Consider the following 15,051-nt stretch of genomic DNA (forward strand, 5'->3'; position numbering starts at 1 on the left):
CAAGCGCTCAGCCAATCAGCTTTTTCAGGATTTCTGCCTTGGCCGAGTCATAATCCGCCGCCGAAATCAGCCCCTTGTCGAGCAAACCCTTGAGCTGCGCCAGGCGCGCTTCCGGGCCATCCGCCGCCGGTGCAGCAGCAGGCGCGGCGGCAACGGGCACGGCGACGCCAGGTTGGGCCACGCCGCTCACGGCTGCACCCATGCTGTTCGCCATCACCTGACCAAATGCCACGCCCGCCGCCAGACTGGCGCCTGTACCAGCCAGACCGCCTTCGTTCTGTGCGGCCAGCGGAATGGCCTGGGCGGTCTGGTACTGGGTATAGCGGCCCATATCGCCCATCATGCCCATGCTGATGCGGGTGTCGATGGCTTTTTGCAGGTCTTCGGGCAAAGAGATGCTTTCTACCGCAAAGGTATCCAGTGCCAGCCCATAACGTTCAAACAGCGGGGTCAGGCCCTCACGCAGTTTGTCGCCCATCAAACCCTGGTTGGCCGCCATATCCAGGAACGGCACGCCGGCATTCCCCAGCGCCGGCGCCATGCCGGCGACGATCAGGTTGCGCAGTTGCTGCTCCATGTCATCGACGGTGTAACGCTCACGCGTGCCGCTGACCTCTGTGAAGAAGGTCTTGGGGTCGGCCACTTTATAGGCGTACACGCCAAAGGCGCGTAGCCGCACCATGTCAAAATCCTTGTCGCGCAGCGTGACCGGTTGCGGGGTGCCCCATTTGCGGCCCAGTTGCTGGCGGGTGCTGAAGAAATACACGTCAGACTTGAAGGGGGACTCAAACAGTTTGTCCCAGTTCTTCAGATAAGTGAGGACGGGCAGGGTCTGGGTAGTGAGTTTGTACATGCCGGGCCCGAACACGTCGGCAATCTTGCCTTCGTTCACGAACACCGCCATTTGCGATTCGCGAACCGTCAGGCTGCCGCCGTACTGGATTTCAAAATCCTGCATGGGGTAGCGCCACGCCAGGGTGCCGTCGCTGTCTTCGTTCCACTGCAGGATGTCGATGAACTGCTTCTTGATAAAAGAACCCAGGCTCATGGTGTGTACTCCTGCAAGAATTCAGGACGGCCGAATAACAAGGAACAGGTGGCGGTAATACGGGCTTAGCTCAGGCAGGCGGCGTTCAGGATGCCTACGGTGAGTGAGGCAGAGCCCATCAACGCGCCCATGGCGACGTTGTTGTTTTGCAACGCTTCATTCATTTGCGGCAATAGCCGCGTGACCACGGCATAGGTCAGGACCTGGATCACCATGGCGCTGATCGCCCAGGCAAACACCAGCGTGTATTGATCGTAGTGCGTAATGGCGGAAGCCAGCGTCAGCGCAAAGCCCACCAGCGCGCCGCCCAGTGATAATGCTGCAGCCAGTACGCCGCGCCGGATCAGGGCAAATTCGTCAATCGGCGTGATCTTGACGTAGACGCAAGTGAACACCAGCAACAGTGCAAATGCAGTCAGAAGATGAAGCAGATACGCACTAACCTGTAACATTTGCCCGGCTCTCCCCTTTCACGAGAATTCAATTGTATCCATTCCTGGCCAACCTGTAGCTACGAATGGTCTTAAGGAAAAGCTGTTAATGCGCTCTACATCGGCCCTGCCGGACCGTGCCCTTATCTTGTCGGTGTTCATTGTGGCCTCTTGCGGGCTGGCGTATGAACTCATTGCCGGCGCGCTGTCCAGCTATTTGCTGGGCGATTCCATCTTGCAGTTTTCATCCATTATTGGCTGCTATCTGTTTGCCATGGGCATCGGCTCGCACTTGTCCCGTTATGTGAAGGATGAAGACACGCTGACCCGGTTTGTGGATATTGAAATGCTGGTGGGTGTGCTGGGCGGCATCTCTGCGGCCTTTCTGTTTCTGGTGTTTGCATGGCTCTCGGCCCCATTCAGAACGGTGCTGTACGCGCTGGTGCTGGTACTGGGCATTCTGGTGGGGATGGAAATCCCGCTGGTCATGCGCATTTTCAATGCCCGCCAGACCGAATTCAAAGAACTGGTCAGCCGTGTACTGACGTTTGACTACCTGGGCGCGCTGGTGGTTTCGCTGTTGTTTCCGCTGGTGTTCGCGCCACGGCTGGGTTTGTCCCGCACCGGTTTTTTGTTTGGCATGTCCAATCTGGCCGTGGCGATCTGGACCACCTGGATTTTCCGTCACGAAGTCAAAAATGCCCGCCAGCGCGTGCTGGGCGCGGCCATGCTGTTATGTCTGCTGGCCGCTGGCTTTGCCGTGGGCGAGAAACTGACCTACATCGCGGAAAAAGGCTTGTATGGCGATGAGATCATCTACGCCAAAACCACCCCTTACCAACGGCTGGTGGTCACGCGCTGGAAAGACGATCTGCGGCTGTACATCAACGGCAACCTGCAGTTTTCCTCGCGCGATGAATACCGTTATCACGAAGGCCTGGTCCACCCGCTGATGGAGTCCTCACCGTGGGCGCAATCCGTGCTGATTCTGGGCGGCGGTGACGGGCTGGCGCTGCGCGAGGTGCTGCGTTACCCCAATATCAAGCATGTGACGCTGGTCGATCTGGACCACGCCATGACCGATCTGTTTGCTACATCGGACACCCTGCGCCAGCTTAACCACAATTCCTTCCATGATCCGCGCGTCACCGTCATTAACCAGGACGCCGGTCGCTGGCTGGAGCAATCCGACGGCGTATTCGACGCCGTGATTGTAGATTTTCCTGACCCCTCCAGCTTTGGCCTGGGCAAGCTCTATTCCGTACCGCTGTACCGCTTGCTGGCGCATCACCTCAGCGAAAACGGCTATGCGGTGATCCAGTCCACCTCGCCGTTCTTTGCGCCGCATGCCTATTGGTGTATCGACGCCACGCTGCGTGAGGCCGGTTTCAACACCTGGCCGTATCACCTGTATGTACCATCCTTTGGCGAGTGGGGTTTTGTCATGGCCAGCAAGCGCCGTGATTTCAAACCGCCCCAGCATTACCGCCTGCCCATGCAATACCTGAACGCCGCCACCACGCAGGAAATGTTCACCTTCCCGCCCGATATGCAACGCATTCCGGTCGAGCCCAATCAGCTCAATAACCAGAGCCTGGTGCGTTATTTCGAACAAGACTGGGATCAGGTGATCCGGTGAGCGGATTATCACGTCGTCGTTTTTTGCTGGGCAGTGCCGCGCTGGGGCTGGCGGGTTGTTCCAGATTGGGCTGGAGCGATCTGACACCCATGGTAGAAACACCCGGCATGAGCATGGGCCATGCGCTGCGCGATCACCGCACGCTGCCGCCGCCTTCGGCCAGTTACAAAACCGGCACCGTAATCCTGGGTAGCGGTATTGCCGGCTTGTCTGCGGGCTGGCAACTGGCGCGGGCCGGCTACAAAGACTACATCCTGCTGGGCGGCCCGGAGCAATACGGCAACGCAGCGGGCGGGGCGTTTGGCGATTTGCGTTACCCCAAAGGTGCGCACTACTTGCCGCTGCCTTCAATGGAATCCACCCACGTTCGCCAGATGCTGCAAGACGCTGGTGTGATCGAAGCCGATGCCATGGCCGAACGTCCGCGCTTTGACGAACGCGCGCTGGTGCACGCCCCGGACGAACGCCTGTTTGTCCACGGCCGCTGGGAAGACGGCCTGTTGCCACAGCACGGCCAAAGTGCGCAGGAACGCGCCCAGCAAGCGCAGTTTTTCAAGTACACCGACCAGCTCAAACAAGCGCACGGGGCGGATGGCAAGCGCGTGTTCTGTATCCCGCTTGAACTCTCTTCCACCGACCCGCAATGGCTGGCGCTGGACCGGCAAAACTTTGCCAACTGGCTGGATCAGCACGGTTACACCGCGCCGGGTCTGCGTACCTATCTGGACTACTGCTGCCGCGACGACTTTGGCGCACTGGCCAGCCAGATTTCTGCCTGGGCCGGCCTGCATTATTTTGCCGCCCGCGCCGGCCAGGCGGCCAATGCGGGTGAAGGCGCAGTGTTGACCTGGCCAGACGGGCTCAACCCCATGGCCCGCCATCTGGCCAGGTCCAGCCAGGGCCAGTGGCGGGATGGCATGGCGGTTCGTGTGGACGAAACCACCAGCGGTGTACGCGTGCTGTGCGCGGCGCAAAGCGGCGGCCAATGGCGCACTTTCACCATCGAGGCCGATCACGCCATCTGCGCCATGCCACTGCACGTGGCGCAATACGTGGTGCCGCACATCCGCAGCTACGGTTTTGACCCGGCCAGCCATATGCCGCCGCATGCCGCTTGGGTGATTTCCAGCTTTTTGCTGGATGGCTTCCCGGCCGAAGAAGCAGGCGTGTCGCTGGCGTGGGATAACGTCATCCACGGCGGGCGCGGCCTGGGCTATGTGGTCTCCACTCACCAGGACATCACCTGGGCACCGCCGCCCAAAACCGTGTTTACCGCCTACCAGGTCTATAGCGACCGCACCCCGCAAGCAGCGCGGCAGTGGCTGCAACAGGCCACGCCGCAAGAGCTGTATGAAGAAGCCGCGTGTGATCTCAAGGTGGTTTACGGCCACCGTCTACGCCAGTGCGCCACCGCGCTGGACATCACCGTGCGCGGCCACGCCATGGCCAGCCCGGTCCCCGGCTTTTTGCACAACGCCGGCCTGCAAGCGCTCCGCGCGGCAGATGGCAAGGTGCTGTTCGCGCACAGTGATCTTTCCGGGTTTTCGGTGTTTGAAGAGGCCTCCTGGTGGGGCGTGCGGGCGGCGCAGAAGGTCTTGGGGTAAAGCCGCCCTGCCACTCAAGCGCTGATCTGGCTCTGGCAATCAAGGGCCCGTACGCCTGCGATGCAGTTCATACCGCCCGTCCGCATGACAAATACATAATCTGCGAAATCGTATGAGAATGTCAGTCATAAAACAGTTCCACATAAGTCAACGTCAACGCATTGTCGGTTTCCGGGGTTAACCCGTCCGTCATTCTCATCGTTTCACCCTCTTTTTATCTTCTCCCCCGGAGACAAAATGCGTTTATCCAGCATTGCCAGCCTTGGCCTTGCCGCCAGCCTGTGTGTCTGCTTTACCTCTGCCGCCTATGCAGGTGCCCCTCAAGCGGCAGTCGATGCCTATGCCAACATGTGCGTGCAGATGGCCAACGACGGCCATATTGGCGACGTTGACCTCAAGGGCAATCCCAAGCTGCAGACCTACTGCGGCTGCTTTGGTCGCAAGTTTGCCGACCGTGCGGTGACGAAAACAGAGCCGCTTAAAACCAAGGCCGAACAACAGCAGGCGCAAAAGGAAGAGATGGAGATGCGCAATAGCTGTCGGGCCGACAATGGTTTGCCACCGGTTCCCCCCAAAAAATAAACCTGGTCCGGCCCCATGCGTAAAGCGCGAGCCGGGCCGGGCAGGTTTATTGCCATGCACTGATTGATTCGTTTTGCCGAGGTCATGATGAAAGTATTTGTTTGGGCCGCGCTCAGCGCCGCACTGATGAGCCACGCTGTGGCCGCTACTTACGAAGGCACCCAATGCGGTGGTCTGGAAAAGCTGGTTAACCAGCCGCAAATCAAGGGCATTGCCCTGCACAAACTGGTTTGCCTGCAAGGCGACAAAACCAAAGCCACCACCCTGCACCTGCCGATTTATCGCACGCTGGATTTGCACTACGGCACGGGCAAGCCGCTGGCCCACCTGAGAGTGGGTTACGGCGAAAGCGGGGACATGGGTTTCAAGATGCTGGATGGCACCGGCCAGCGTCAGCGCGAAATGCACAATATGCTGAAAACCAACGCCGCTGATGGTAACGCGGACTCGGTGGCGCAACTGAAAGACTGGGAAGCCCACAATCGCGACGTGGACTGGGGCAATAGTCAGAATGCGTCCGTGATCTTCAGAGATGGCGTGGCGGATGTGACCGGCGTGCTCAAGATTGGCCAGAACCTCTACTTCATGATGAATTTCCCCGCCAGCAGCCTGGACGACGCGGTAAACACCGCGCAGCAGATCTACAGCCGCATCCCGTTTGACCAGATCGCCGCCGGCCGTGGGCTGGCCCCGCTGGGCGTGGTGGGCGCGCTGGATCAAAACGGTGTTCGGCATCCGGGGGATTGAACACCGGGTTAGCGGACTGCAGCGCTGACACTGGGCCAGTCCAGCGTAAACCGCGCCAACGGTCCTGCCGGAACTGACAGCCACCCTGTAAAACAGGGCGGCTGTTTTCTATTGTTCAAGGGAACGCACCTTCAACCGGAACCACGACCATGCAAGGACATTTGCTCGCGCGCTGTTTGCATTATCTGGCTGTGGCGCTGTTTATCGCGGGTGGATTGATGCTGCTGGTTGTCCCCGGTATGGGCTGGAAAGCGGTCGGTGTTTGTGTGGTGATTCCGTGTGCCGTGCTCAGCGGGATGTTTGCCCGGTGGCTGGGCGGAGCGCGTGATAACCCGGGCGCAGCGGACGAGTTTGCCGATAATGTTTCCGCCAGGATCATGAGCGCGTCAGAGCAAGCGCATTCCGGCCACCATCATGGCAATGGCCAGAGTGGAAGTAGTTACTGACTTACACCGTCTCATGCCAAGCCAGCCCGAGCGGCAACGTGGGCGGGCCAAACACAAAATGCAGCACGCGCCGGCGGCTGGTGCCGGTATTGCGGGATGAAGAGTGCAGAGCCAGCGGGCGCATGATGAGTACATCACCGGCGTGGGCCAGGCAAACGGTCTCGCCCAGTGATTTGCGCAGTTCAACAGCGGTAGCCTGATCAATACGTCCGCGTTGGTGGGTGCCGGGGACCAGGCGCAGCGGGCCGTCCGCCTCAAGACAATCATCCAGATGCAGCCGCACGCAGACCAACTGCGCCAGCACCCTGGAGGGCGGCTGCACAAAAATCGTCCCTTCTTTTTCAGACCAGCCACCCAGCCAGGGGTGATCGATACGGCGGGCGACCGGAATGCTCAGGTCCTGGTGTACGGCCGCAAGCCAGTTTTTGTGCGCCGTTTTTTCAAACAGCGTGCACTGAACGGCAACATGATCCGCCGGGATGAAGTCCGGCAGGTGTTCGCGCAGTAAACGGGCCATGTCGGCGCACCAGGGCGCGCCAAGCATGCTGCGCTCGCCCGCGCCAGGCAATGGCTGGGCCAGTTCGGCCAGCGCGTCACACTGTGCGCGGGTCAGCACATTTTTAATACAAACAAAGCCATCGGCATTGAATTGGGCGACCTGGATGGCAGCGAGCAGGTTGTGGTCGGTCAAGCGGTACAGTCCTTGGTGCGTAAAACCGACCACATGCTGCTGGAATGTGCGCTGGCTGGCAATGCCGCCTGCACCACTAACCACAGACCCGCACCCAGCAGCAGCACGCCGATGCCCCGTGCCGGCGCTGTATGCGTGCTCCAGCGCTCCAGCACGATCGCCGCAGTGACCGTCAGCATCACCCCCCAATTCATCATGCCGCAGACCAGCAGCACCAGCGTCAGATTGGCGCAGCACAGGTTGCAGTGCCAGCCGTGTACCAGGCCTTGCCGCCAGGCTGCCGCCGTTGTGGTGACCTGCGCATGGCAGGAAGCCGCGTGGCAACGCGCCAGTAGCCGGGCTTTGCGGCGGGTGAACTGCGCCAGACCGGCCAGCAAGACGATCACACCGCTCAGGAACGGGACAAGCCGGGCCAGTCCTGCGTGCTGCATGGTCAGCCCGGCCAGTGGCAAACCCGCCATCCAGATTCCCAGTCCCACCGCTGCCCAAACCGCAAAATATCCGCCACCGGTGACCACGGTCAGCCAGGCCCTGGGCCAACCCCGGCGGCCCGCCTGGCGCCGATGCTGTTGCCACAGCATCGGCGCCAGCACCGGCAGCATCATGCCCGCCATCATGACCAGCCACATCTGCATGAATGCGGCGGTCGCGCTGGTCCACGTCTGGCCGGGCATGCGCATCCACATCATGGACATACTCCAGCCGCCGGGCATGGTCATGCCGCCCATGGCCGCCATGGGGGTAGAGAGTGCTGCCGTGGCCAGCCAGCACGCCAGACAGAGCGCGGCCATCGTGCCAAAGAAGGCGATTCGCTCTGCCAGACCGCCAGCAGGCGGGGCGTGGCTGACCCCACCCGGCTCAGGCTGCAGCGTACTCGTCATGGCGGCGCCACCACACGCTGTTTTCGTTACGGCCCAGCGGTGCGCGGTCCAGCCACTGATACATGCCCCACAGGCCATCCAGACCGCGGGCGTAGGCGGAATAGGTGTGATAGATCACGCCGTTTTCCTTGATAAAGGTACTTACGCCCGGCCGTTCGCGGGTGAAGGTGGGGACGTCCGTACCGACCCCGGCGGCAATCTGCGCTACCGGGCTCAATCCATCGGGCTGATCCCAGGCGGGCATGGATTTTGACAGGCGTGGCTGGCCGGTGGGTTCTTCTCTTTGATAGTTGTATTCAATGCCCAGTTGCTGTTGTTGTTGCTCGGTAAAGGCGGCGTTGTAGTCGTAGTTGAACTCGCCACCGTGCGCTGATGCCCAGGGGAAGGTCCAGCCCATGCGTTTGCGATACGCCAGCAGCTTGAGCAAGGGTGCGCGGGAGACGGCCGTCAGGGTGATGTCGTGATTGGCCAGGTGTACGGCAATGCCGTTAAAGCCATCGGCAATGGATGAACAAGAAGGGCAGCCGGCGGTGTAATCCGGGCCGTACATAAAGTGGTACACCATCAATTGCGTGCGGCCGTCGAACAGGTCTGACAAGGTAGCGTCGCCTTGTTCGGTGACAAAGCGATAGTCTTTATCGACCCGCACCCAGGGCAGCGCCTGGCGTTGTAGTGCCAGTTCATCGCTGCGATGGGTGTGTTCTTTCTCGGCCGCCAGCAGCTTGAGCCGTGCCGCCAGCCATTCTTCCCGGGTACCGGTTTGATGCGTGGTCATGATTGTTTCTCCTTGGGTAGGTCCTCAATGTGCAATTGGCTTGCGATGCGGTTGCGCGCAAATGCCGTCTTGCTGTTTGCTAGACTAGGCGCTGGTACCCGGGAGCCAGGAGTGACAAGTGTGGCGGGATTAAGATTGAGATCATGGACTCGCTGATCACGGCCGCTGCGCGTGCGCTGGCGACGGGTGACGCGCTGGGGGCGCTCAACCGCGTGGCCCTGCGGGAAGACCCGCCCGCGTTGGCGCTGCGGGGTATTGCCATGGCACAACTGGGTGATTTGCCACGCGCCCGCCAGTTATTGCGCAAGGCGGCGCAGGGTTTCGGGCCCAAAGAGGCCGTCTCCCGCGCCCGCTGCGTGGTGGCAGAGGCAGAAATTGCACTCGCTGTGCGCGATCTGACCTGGCCGACCAAAATGCTGGAAGCCGCGCAAGCAGCCCTCACGGCACAGGGCGACCGCTTCAATGCCGCCCATGCGCAGTTTGTGATGATCCGCCGGCTGTTGTTGCTGGGCCGCCTGCCGGAAGCCGAACGCGCGCTGGCCCACGTGGCACCTCAGAGCTTGCCTGCCTCGCTACGCGCAGTGCATGGCCTGATTGAGTCCGGCATTGCCATGCGCCGTCTGCAAAGCCATGCCGCGCGGGTGGCGCTGGCCGACGCGGCGCAGGCGGCTGCCGAAGCCCGTATTGGTGCGCTGATGGCCGAGATCGCCGTCGCCGCCCGGTTGCTGGATGCCCCGGCGGCCCGTCTGTTGGCCCGTGGGCAGGCGCAAACCTTGCGGCTGGACGAGATCGAAGCGCTGCAAAAAACGCCGGTATTGATCATCGACGCCTGTCGCAACGCCGTGCGCGACGCCACGCATCACATCAATCTGGCCACGCGCCCCATTCTGTTTGTGCTGGCGCGCACACTGGGCGAAGCCTGGCCGGGCGATGCCACGCGGGATGAGCTGATCGCCCGCGCCTTCCGCATCCGTCATCCAGACGACACGCATCGTGCCCGCTTGCGGGTAGAAATGGGCCGGCTGCGCAAATTGCTGCACCCCGCGGCGAACATCCACGCCACCGGGCGTGGCTTTGCACTACAGCCGCGCTATACCCAAGAAGTGGTGGTGCTGGCGCCGACGGTAGAAGACCCCAACGCCGCCGTGCTGGCGCTGCTGGCCGATGGCGAGTCCTGGTCCAGTTCTGCGCTGGCGCTGGCCTTGGGCACCAGCCAGCGTTCCGTCCAGCGTGCGCTGGATGCGCTGAGCGAGGTGGGCAAGGTGCAACATTTTGGTCAGGGCCGCGCCCGGCGCTGGCTCAATCCGCCCATGCCCGGATTCGCGACGACCTTGTTACTCCCGGCCCCGCTAGTGGATGGGCCAGGATGAACGGTGTGTAAAAACAATCCACACCCAGGAGGAACACCCATGAAACACGCCCAGGCAGAAATCATTGAGGAATACGGCCCGTTTGAAGGCAACCCCGCGATTCATGGGGTGACCTGGGACGGCCAGCAGGTCTGGTTTGCCAGCGGCAATCAGGTCAATGCGCTGGATCTGGCCAGCGGCAAAACGGTGCGGGCGGTGCCGACCCCTGCCGATGCCGGTACGGCGTTTGACGGCCATCACCTTTATCAGATTGCGGAAAAACGCATCCAGAAGATCGACCCGCAGACCGGTCAGGTACTGCACAGCATTCCGGCCCCGGGCGACGGTGGGGATTCCGGCATGGCCTGGGCCGAGGGCTCACTCTGGGTGGGCGTGTATCGGGATCGCAAAATCCACCAGATCGATCCGGATACCGGCAAAGTGCTCAAGACCCTGGAAACCAACCGCTTTGTCACCGGCGTGACCTGGGTGGATGGCGAACTGTGGCACGGCACCTGGGAAGGCGAAGAAAGCGGGCTGAATCATATTGATGCGCAAACCGGCCAGGTACTGGAAACGCTGGACATGCCAACAGGCACCGGCGTATCTGGCCTGGAATCCAATGGCGTGGACCGGTTTTTTTGTGGCGGCGGCACCAGCGGCAAAATCCGGGTGGTGAAGCGGCCCGGTAGTCACGTTTGAGTCTGTAGCCCGGATGAAGGCCACAAGCCGGGAATCCGGGGTGACTGCGCTGGTCCATATCGCCACCCCGGATTCCCGCTTCGCTCCATCCGGGCTACGGTGGCTGGTTAATCTGGTGGCCGTAGGGTGGATTCGCGTAGCAATCCACCGCCGCCATGGTGGATTGCCGCTTCGCGCCGATTCCCCCACCCCAGCCACCCCGTAGCCCGGATGAAGGCCACAGGCCGGGAATCCGGGGTGACTGCGGTGGTCCATATCGCCACCCCGGATTCCCGCTTCGCTCCATCCGGGCTACGGTGGCTGGTTAATCCGGTGGCTGTAGGGTGGATTCGCGTAGCAATCCACCGCCGCCATGGTGGATTGCCGCTTCGCGCCGAATTCCCCTACGTTTACCCCAGCCACCCTGTAGCCCGGATGAAGGCCACCGGCCGGGAATCCGGGTGACTGCGCTGGTCCCTATCGCCGCCCCGGATTCCCGCTTCGCTCCATCCGGGCTACGGTGGCGATGAAAAAAAGGGGCACCGTCCGGCACCCCTTTTCGTCCTGCGGGTTAATCCAGCCTGCGATCAGAACCCGCCAAAGATGCCAGAGAAGCTCCACAGGCTTTGCGAGATACCACTGCATTGCCAGTTGGCTGTGGTATTGCCCGCGCAGTTGCCGTTATCCCGGCCCAATGACCAGAACGCCAACCGGCCCAGGCCGTTTTGCGAGGCAAAATTACGGACAGTTTGCGCATCGGCCAGGGTGAAGACTTCGGTGGCGTCATCGTTCTGCCCGATCATTGGCGTGGCCCCGATCATGGCCCAGTACTGCGCGTCGGTCTTGCCCGGCAACAGGGATTTGATCTGGTTGAATGCCAGTTGCAGCGCCAGGTTAGAGCGTGCGCCCATCTGCCCGGACGATGCACCGCCATCGTAGTAATCCATCACCATCAGGTTGACCAGATCAATCCGCGCCCCGGCATTTTTGGCCGACTGCAGCGCGTAGAAACTGTCCGACGGAATACCGTTAACCGGATTCACTGCCAGCGTGAAGGACACCGTCAGCGTCTGGCCGCGTGCGGCATACGTGTCTTGCAGGATTTTCACTGCCGCACTGCGCCGATCCACCACGGCGGGGTCCAGATTGTTTTGCTGGTCGCCCGCTTCTGAATCCAGATCCAGGTGCGTGGTGCCAAGGCGATCCAGTTCCGCCTGATACACCGCTGCGGCCGCCGCTGGCGTGCTGCACTGACGGGCAATATCCAGCGCGTTCCAGCCACCGGAAGACACAATCACATTGCCGCCCAGTGCTTGCAGACCCTGGGTTTTGGACAAAATGGTGCCGCTGTCGGTCGGCCATTGACCGGCGCAACCGCCGCTGCTGTTGAAGAACGCCAGGGTCAGGTACTTCTGACCGGTGGCCTGGGACCAGCCAATGGGATCAAAACTGCCGCTGACATCCACATACGGCGCGAAGCGGTAGCCGCCCGCCGATGGTGTGGGCGCCGGCGTTGGTGTCGGAGTGGGGGTTGGCGTCGGTGTGCTGCCGCCACAGTTACCCATCACCGTCCACGGCTGACCACTGCCCGCTACGCCGTTGCTGGTGGAAGGGTTGTTACCCTGCGTCCAGTACGCGGCCTGATAGTTGACGCCGTTGTAACTCACCTGGGCGCCGGTCGAATACGCCGTGCCGCTGTTCCACGCCGCATAACAACCCGAAGAGGGCGTCGGGGCCGGCGTTGGGGCCGGGGTGGGTGCCGGCGTCGGAGCGGGTGTGGGCGCTGGGGTAGGTGTTGGCGCAGGGGTAGGGGCTGGCGTCGGTGCCGGCGTTGGTGTGCCGCCGGTATCTGCGCCCAGATCCGTCCACAAAGACGCTACGGTCGGGTTCCAGCCAGTACCGCTGTAATCGGTCTGACTGACCACGGCTTTGTAATCGTGGCCGTTGTAAAGCACCACGGTGCCGGCGGCGTAATACGTATCGGCCTGCCAGACCGGGTAGGCGGCGAATACCGCCGCAGGCAAAAGCGCCAGCGCCGCGCTGACGGCAAGCCGGCGCGGGAACAGGTTGTTTCTCATGACAAGTCTCCATCCTTGGAAGAATATTTAACCCGTCTGCGCGACCACCACGCCGCGCGAAACCTGTTGGATCGTGACCCGTTGACGATCCGTCTTGTCCCGCATTTGCCCGGCTCTGTTCTGGTTTACCTGGGCAAAACTCAGCGCGTGCGCCGCTGACCCTGGCCTGCTTGAACTGACGCAGAACCCTGATCCTGCAAACGTTTTCACATCCTGATGGCGGACTATGCCGATGTCAACGCGCGGGCCGCAGGTGTGACTGCCGCACCGCACGTCTGATTACCACTGCGCTGCTTCGATCCGGTTACGGCCTTTTTGTTTGGCGACATACAAGAGTTTGTCCACCGCCTGCACCAGATCGGTGGGCGAGGTGGCCTCGGTCGGGATCAGCGTGCCGACACCCATGCTCACCGTCAGCGTGCTGGTGCCATCGGATTTTTCGTGCGGGATCTTCTGCTTTTCAATCAACCGCAAACAACGCTCGGCCACCTCAAGGGCGCCGTTGGCGTCGGTTTCCGGCAGCAAAATCACAAACTCCTCGCCCCCAAACCGTGCGGCCAGATCACGTGGACCAGCCAGCGCCAGGTTGAGCGTTTGCGCCACATTGGTCAGGCTCTTGTCCCCGGCGATATGCCCATACATGTCGTTGAACTGTTTGAAAAAATCGATATCCAGCAAGATCAGGCTCAGGGGCTCGTTACCGCGAGCGGCAGTGCTCCAGGCCACCTCCAGGCTGGAATCAAACCGGCGGCGATTGGCAATGCCGGTCAGGCCATCCTTGAACGACAGCGCTTCCAGTTCCCGCTGCAGGCTGATCAGCTTTTCTTCGGTTTTTTTGCGTTCACTGATATCAAACATGAAACCGATCAAGGATTCGGCTTCACCATCCTCGCCGCGTACCACGTGGACGACGTCCCGAATCCACACGTAACCGTTATCTTTGGTCAGCGCGCGGTAGTCCGCCTCGTGATCGACCCCCAGTTTGGATTGGGAGATACAAAAATTGACCACGTAATCCCGATCATCCGGGTGGATACGCATGGCCCAGTCTTCGGCCGAAACCCAGCTTTCCTGGCTCCAGCCCAAAAGCGGCTCAATCTGCGGGCCAATGTACGCAAACTTCATGGAGGCCCAGTCAATTTTCCAGGGAATGGCCTGGGTGGATTCCAGCAAGGTTTTATAAACCGCGCCGTCGCTTTGAAGATCTGTCAGATCCGACATCTGTGCTCTCCCTGAGCCGTTCGTTCTGTGTAAAGGTTCAACCCGGCTGGTCAGCGCGGTTCTGGTTGGGTGTGGACGGTATCTTTGGCGTTCCAGTACCAGTAAAAAAAGCCGCCGTCTTTCTGGAGCAAGGTATGCGTGGTGATGGCGTTGTGTTCAATATCGCCCCAGCAGGCGCGCGCAGAATTGCGGTTGTTGTGCAAATCAATGCACCCCAGCGCGGGGTCTGCCGGCTTGGGCGGAATGTACAGCGCGCTGCCCTGGGGCACCCACAAGTCAGCCAGACAGATTTTTGACAACGCCGGCCAGTAACGCCCGACGGAAATCACCAGCGGAAACTGGGGGTCAGTAGACGCAAAGACATGCGGGAAATCATGGTGTTCCAGATCGGTACACACCACGCTCAACAGGTTGTTGCCCGTGTGCTGATACGGCGACCAATGCCCGGCAAACACACCGTATTCGTACTCAATTTGCGACAGCTTCACGATCGGGCTGCTCATCTGGACGGCCTGGCCGGGCTCTACCAGCGTGATCCCGAAAGCGGCCGCGACATCCCGCGTGGCCCACATGGGCGCGTACGCCACGTCCTGGCCGATAAACCCAAGCTGGGTTTCCACGCCATAAGGCGGGGTTGGTTTGATCCCCATGACCTCAGACACCGTGTACGCATTGCCGATGGCCACCGCCGGGTTGGTGGGCGCGACGGTCAACAACGTCGCCGTTTGCGGTAGCTGATCTTTGCGCATGTACGCGGGCTGGCCGCCATGGTTGTAGAAGATTGGCGCATCGACGATATCTACGGCAACTTCATGCATTTCTTTGATGAATACAGGCGTGCTGAAAATGGGTTCAGACATGGCGGGGGTGAACGTAAG

General features: G+C 61.1%; 15 protein-coding genes. 7 read left to right on the forward strand and 8 right to left on the reverse strand.

What is annotated here, in order from left to right:
* Positions 1-7 precede the first annotated feature (7 nt).
* Positions 8-1,042 carry an SPFH domain-containing protein gene (locus HNQ50_RS14670; RefSeq protein WP_373282238.1) on the reverse strand — a complete coding sequence of 345 codons (1,035 nt, stop codon included), beginning with the start codon at positions 1,040-1,042 and terminating at the stop codon, positions 8-10.
* 71 nt (positions 1,043-1,113) lie between these two features.
* Entirely contained in the window at positions 1,114-1,500 is a 387-nt protein-coding gene (locus tag HNQ50_RS14675; RefSeq protein ID WP_184101950.1) for a DUF350 domain-containing protein, read from the reverse strand.
* An 88-nt stretch (positions 1,501-1,588) separates the two neighbouring features.
* Between HNQ50_RS14675 and HNQ50_RS14680 the strand changes: the two genes are divergently transcribed.
* The 5 genes from HNQ50_RS14680 (at position 1,589) to HNQ50_RS14700 (ending at position 6,497) form a co-directional block, all read left to right on the forward strand.
* The gene (locus HNQ50_RS14680) at positions 1,589-3,118 is read left to right on the forward strand and encodes a polyamine aminopropyltransferase (RefSeq protein ID WP_221303200.1); all 1,530 of its coding nucleotides are present in this window, start codon (positions 1,589-1,591) and stop codon (positions 3,116-3,118) included.
* Entirely contained in the window at positions 3,115-4,722 is a 1,608-nt protein-coding gene (locus HNQ50_RS14685; RefSeq protein ID WP_221303201.1) for an FAD-dependent oxidoreductase, read from the forward strand. The genes HNQ50_RS14680 and HNQ50_RS14685 overlap by 4 nt, the downstream gene beginning before the upstream one ends.
* A 237-nt stretch (positions 4,723-4,959) precedes the next feature.
* Positions 4,960-5,304 (forward strand): hypothetical protein, encoded by a 345-nt coding sequence (locus HNQ50_RS14690; protein WP_184101951.1) that lies wholly within the window; start codon positions 4,960-4,962, stop codon positions 5,302-5,304.
* An 84-nt stretch (positions 5,305-5,388) separates the two neighbouring features.
* Entirely contained in the window at positions 5,389-6,051 is a 663-nt protein-coding gene (locus HNQ50_RS14695; protein ID WP_184101952.1) for a hypothetical protein, read from the forward strand.
* Between the two features lie 149 nt (positions 6,052-6,200).
* A complete protein-coding gene (locus HNQ50_RS14700; protein ID WP_184101953.1) occupies positions 6,201-6,497 on the forward strand; it encodes a hypothetical protein in 297 nt (98 codons plus the stop codon).
* 1 nt (position 6,498) lies between these two features.
* Here HNQ50_RS14700 and HNQ50_RS14705 read toward each other — a convergent pair whose 3' ends face one another.
* From HNQ50_RS14705 to HNQ50_RS14715, 3 genes are read right to left on the reverse strand one after another with little or no spacing between them, the layout of a single operon-like run.
* A complete protein-coding gene (locus tag HNQ50_RS14705) occupies positions 6,499-7,188 on the reverse strand; it encodes a phytanoyl-CoA dioxygenase family protein (protein WP_221303202.1) in 690 nt (229 codons plus the stop codon).
* Positions 7,185-8,069: a DUF2182 domain-containing protein gene (locus HNQ50_RS14710; protein ID WP_184101954.1), complete on the reverse strand. Its 885-nt coding sequence runs from the start codon at positions 8,067-8,069 to the stop codon at positions 7,185-7,187. The genes HNQ50_RS14705 and HNQ50_RS14710 overlap by 4 nt, the downstream gene beginning before the upstream one ends.
* Complete coding sequence (locus HNQ50_RS14715; RefSeq protein WP_184101955.1) at positions 8,047-8,844, reverse strand: DUF899 domain-containing protein; 798 nt, start codon at positions 8,842-8,844, stop codon at positions 8,047-8,049. The genes HNQ50_RS14710 and HNQ50_RS14715 overlap by 23 nt, the downstream gene beginning before the upstream one ends.
* Positions 8,845-8,987: 143 nt before the next feature.
* On the opposite strand from HNQ50_RS14715, the gene HNQ50_RS14720 reads away from it, so the two are divergent.
* Both HNQ50_RS14720 and HNQ50_RS14725 read left to right on the forward strand, forming a co-directional pair.
* On the forward strand, positions 8,988-10,214 hold the full coding sequence (locus HNQ50_RS14720) for a helix-turn-helix domain-containing protein (RefSeq protein ID WP_184101956.1): 1,227 nt from the start codon (positions 8,988-8,990) through the stop codon (positions 10,212-10,214).
* A 39-nt stretch (positions 10,215-10,253) separates the two neighbouring features.
* On the forward strand, positions 10,254-10,895 hold the full coding sequence (locus tag HNQ50_RS14725; protein ID WP_184101957.1) for a Vgb family protein: 642 nt from the start codon (positions 10,254-10,256) through the stop codon (positions 10,893-10,895).
* 566 nt (positions 10,896-11,461) lie between these two features.
* Here HNQ50_RS14725 and HNQ50_RS14730 read toward each other — a convergent pair.
* From HNQ50_RS14730 to HNQ50_RS14740, 3 genes are all read right to left on the reverse strand, one after another.
* Positions 11,462-12,952 carry a carbohydrate-binding protein gene (locus tag HNQ50_RS14730; RefSeq protein ID WP_184101958.1) on the reverse strand — a complete coding sequence of 497 codons (1,491 nt, stop codon included), beginning with the start codon at positions 12,950-12,952 and terminating at the stop codon, positions 11,462-11,464.
* A 279-nt stretch (positions 12,953-13,231) separates the two neighbouring features.
* On the reverse strand, positions 13,232-14,173 hold the full coding sequence (locus HNQ50_RS14735) for a GGDEF domain-containing protein (RefSeq protein WP_184101959.1): 942 nt from the start codon (positions 14,171-14,173) through the stop codon (positions 13,232-13,234).
* Positions 14,174-14,223: 50 nt separating this feature from the next.
* On the reverse strand, positions 14,224-15,033 hold the full coding sequence (locus tag HNQ50_RS14740; protein ID WP_184101960.1) for a hypothetical protein: 810 nt from the start codon (positions 15,031-15,033) through the stop codon (positions 14,224-14,226).
* Positions 15,034-15,051: the final 18 nt, after the last annotated feature.

The sequence above is a fragment of the Silvimonas terrae genome (assembly GCF_014202765.1).
GTDB lineage: Bacteria > Pseudomonadota > Gammaproteobacteria > Burkholderiales > Chitinibacteraceae > Silvimonas > Silvimonas terrae.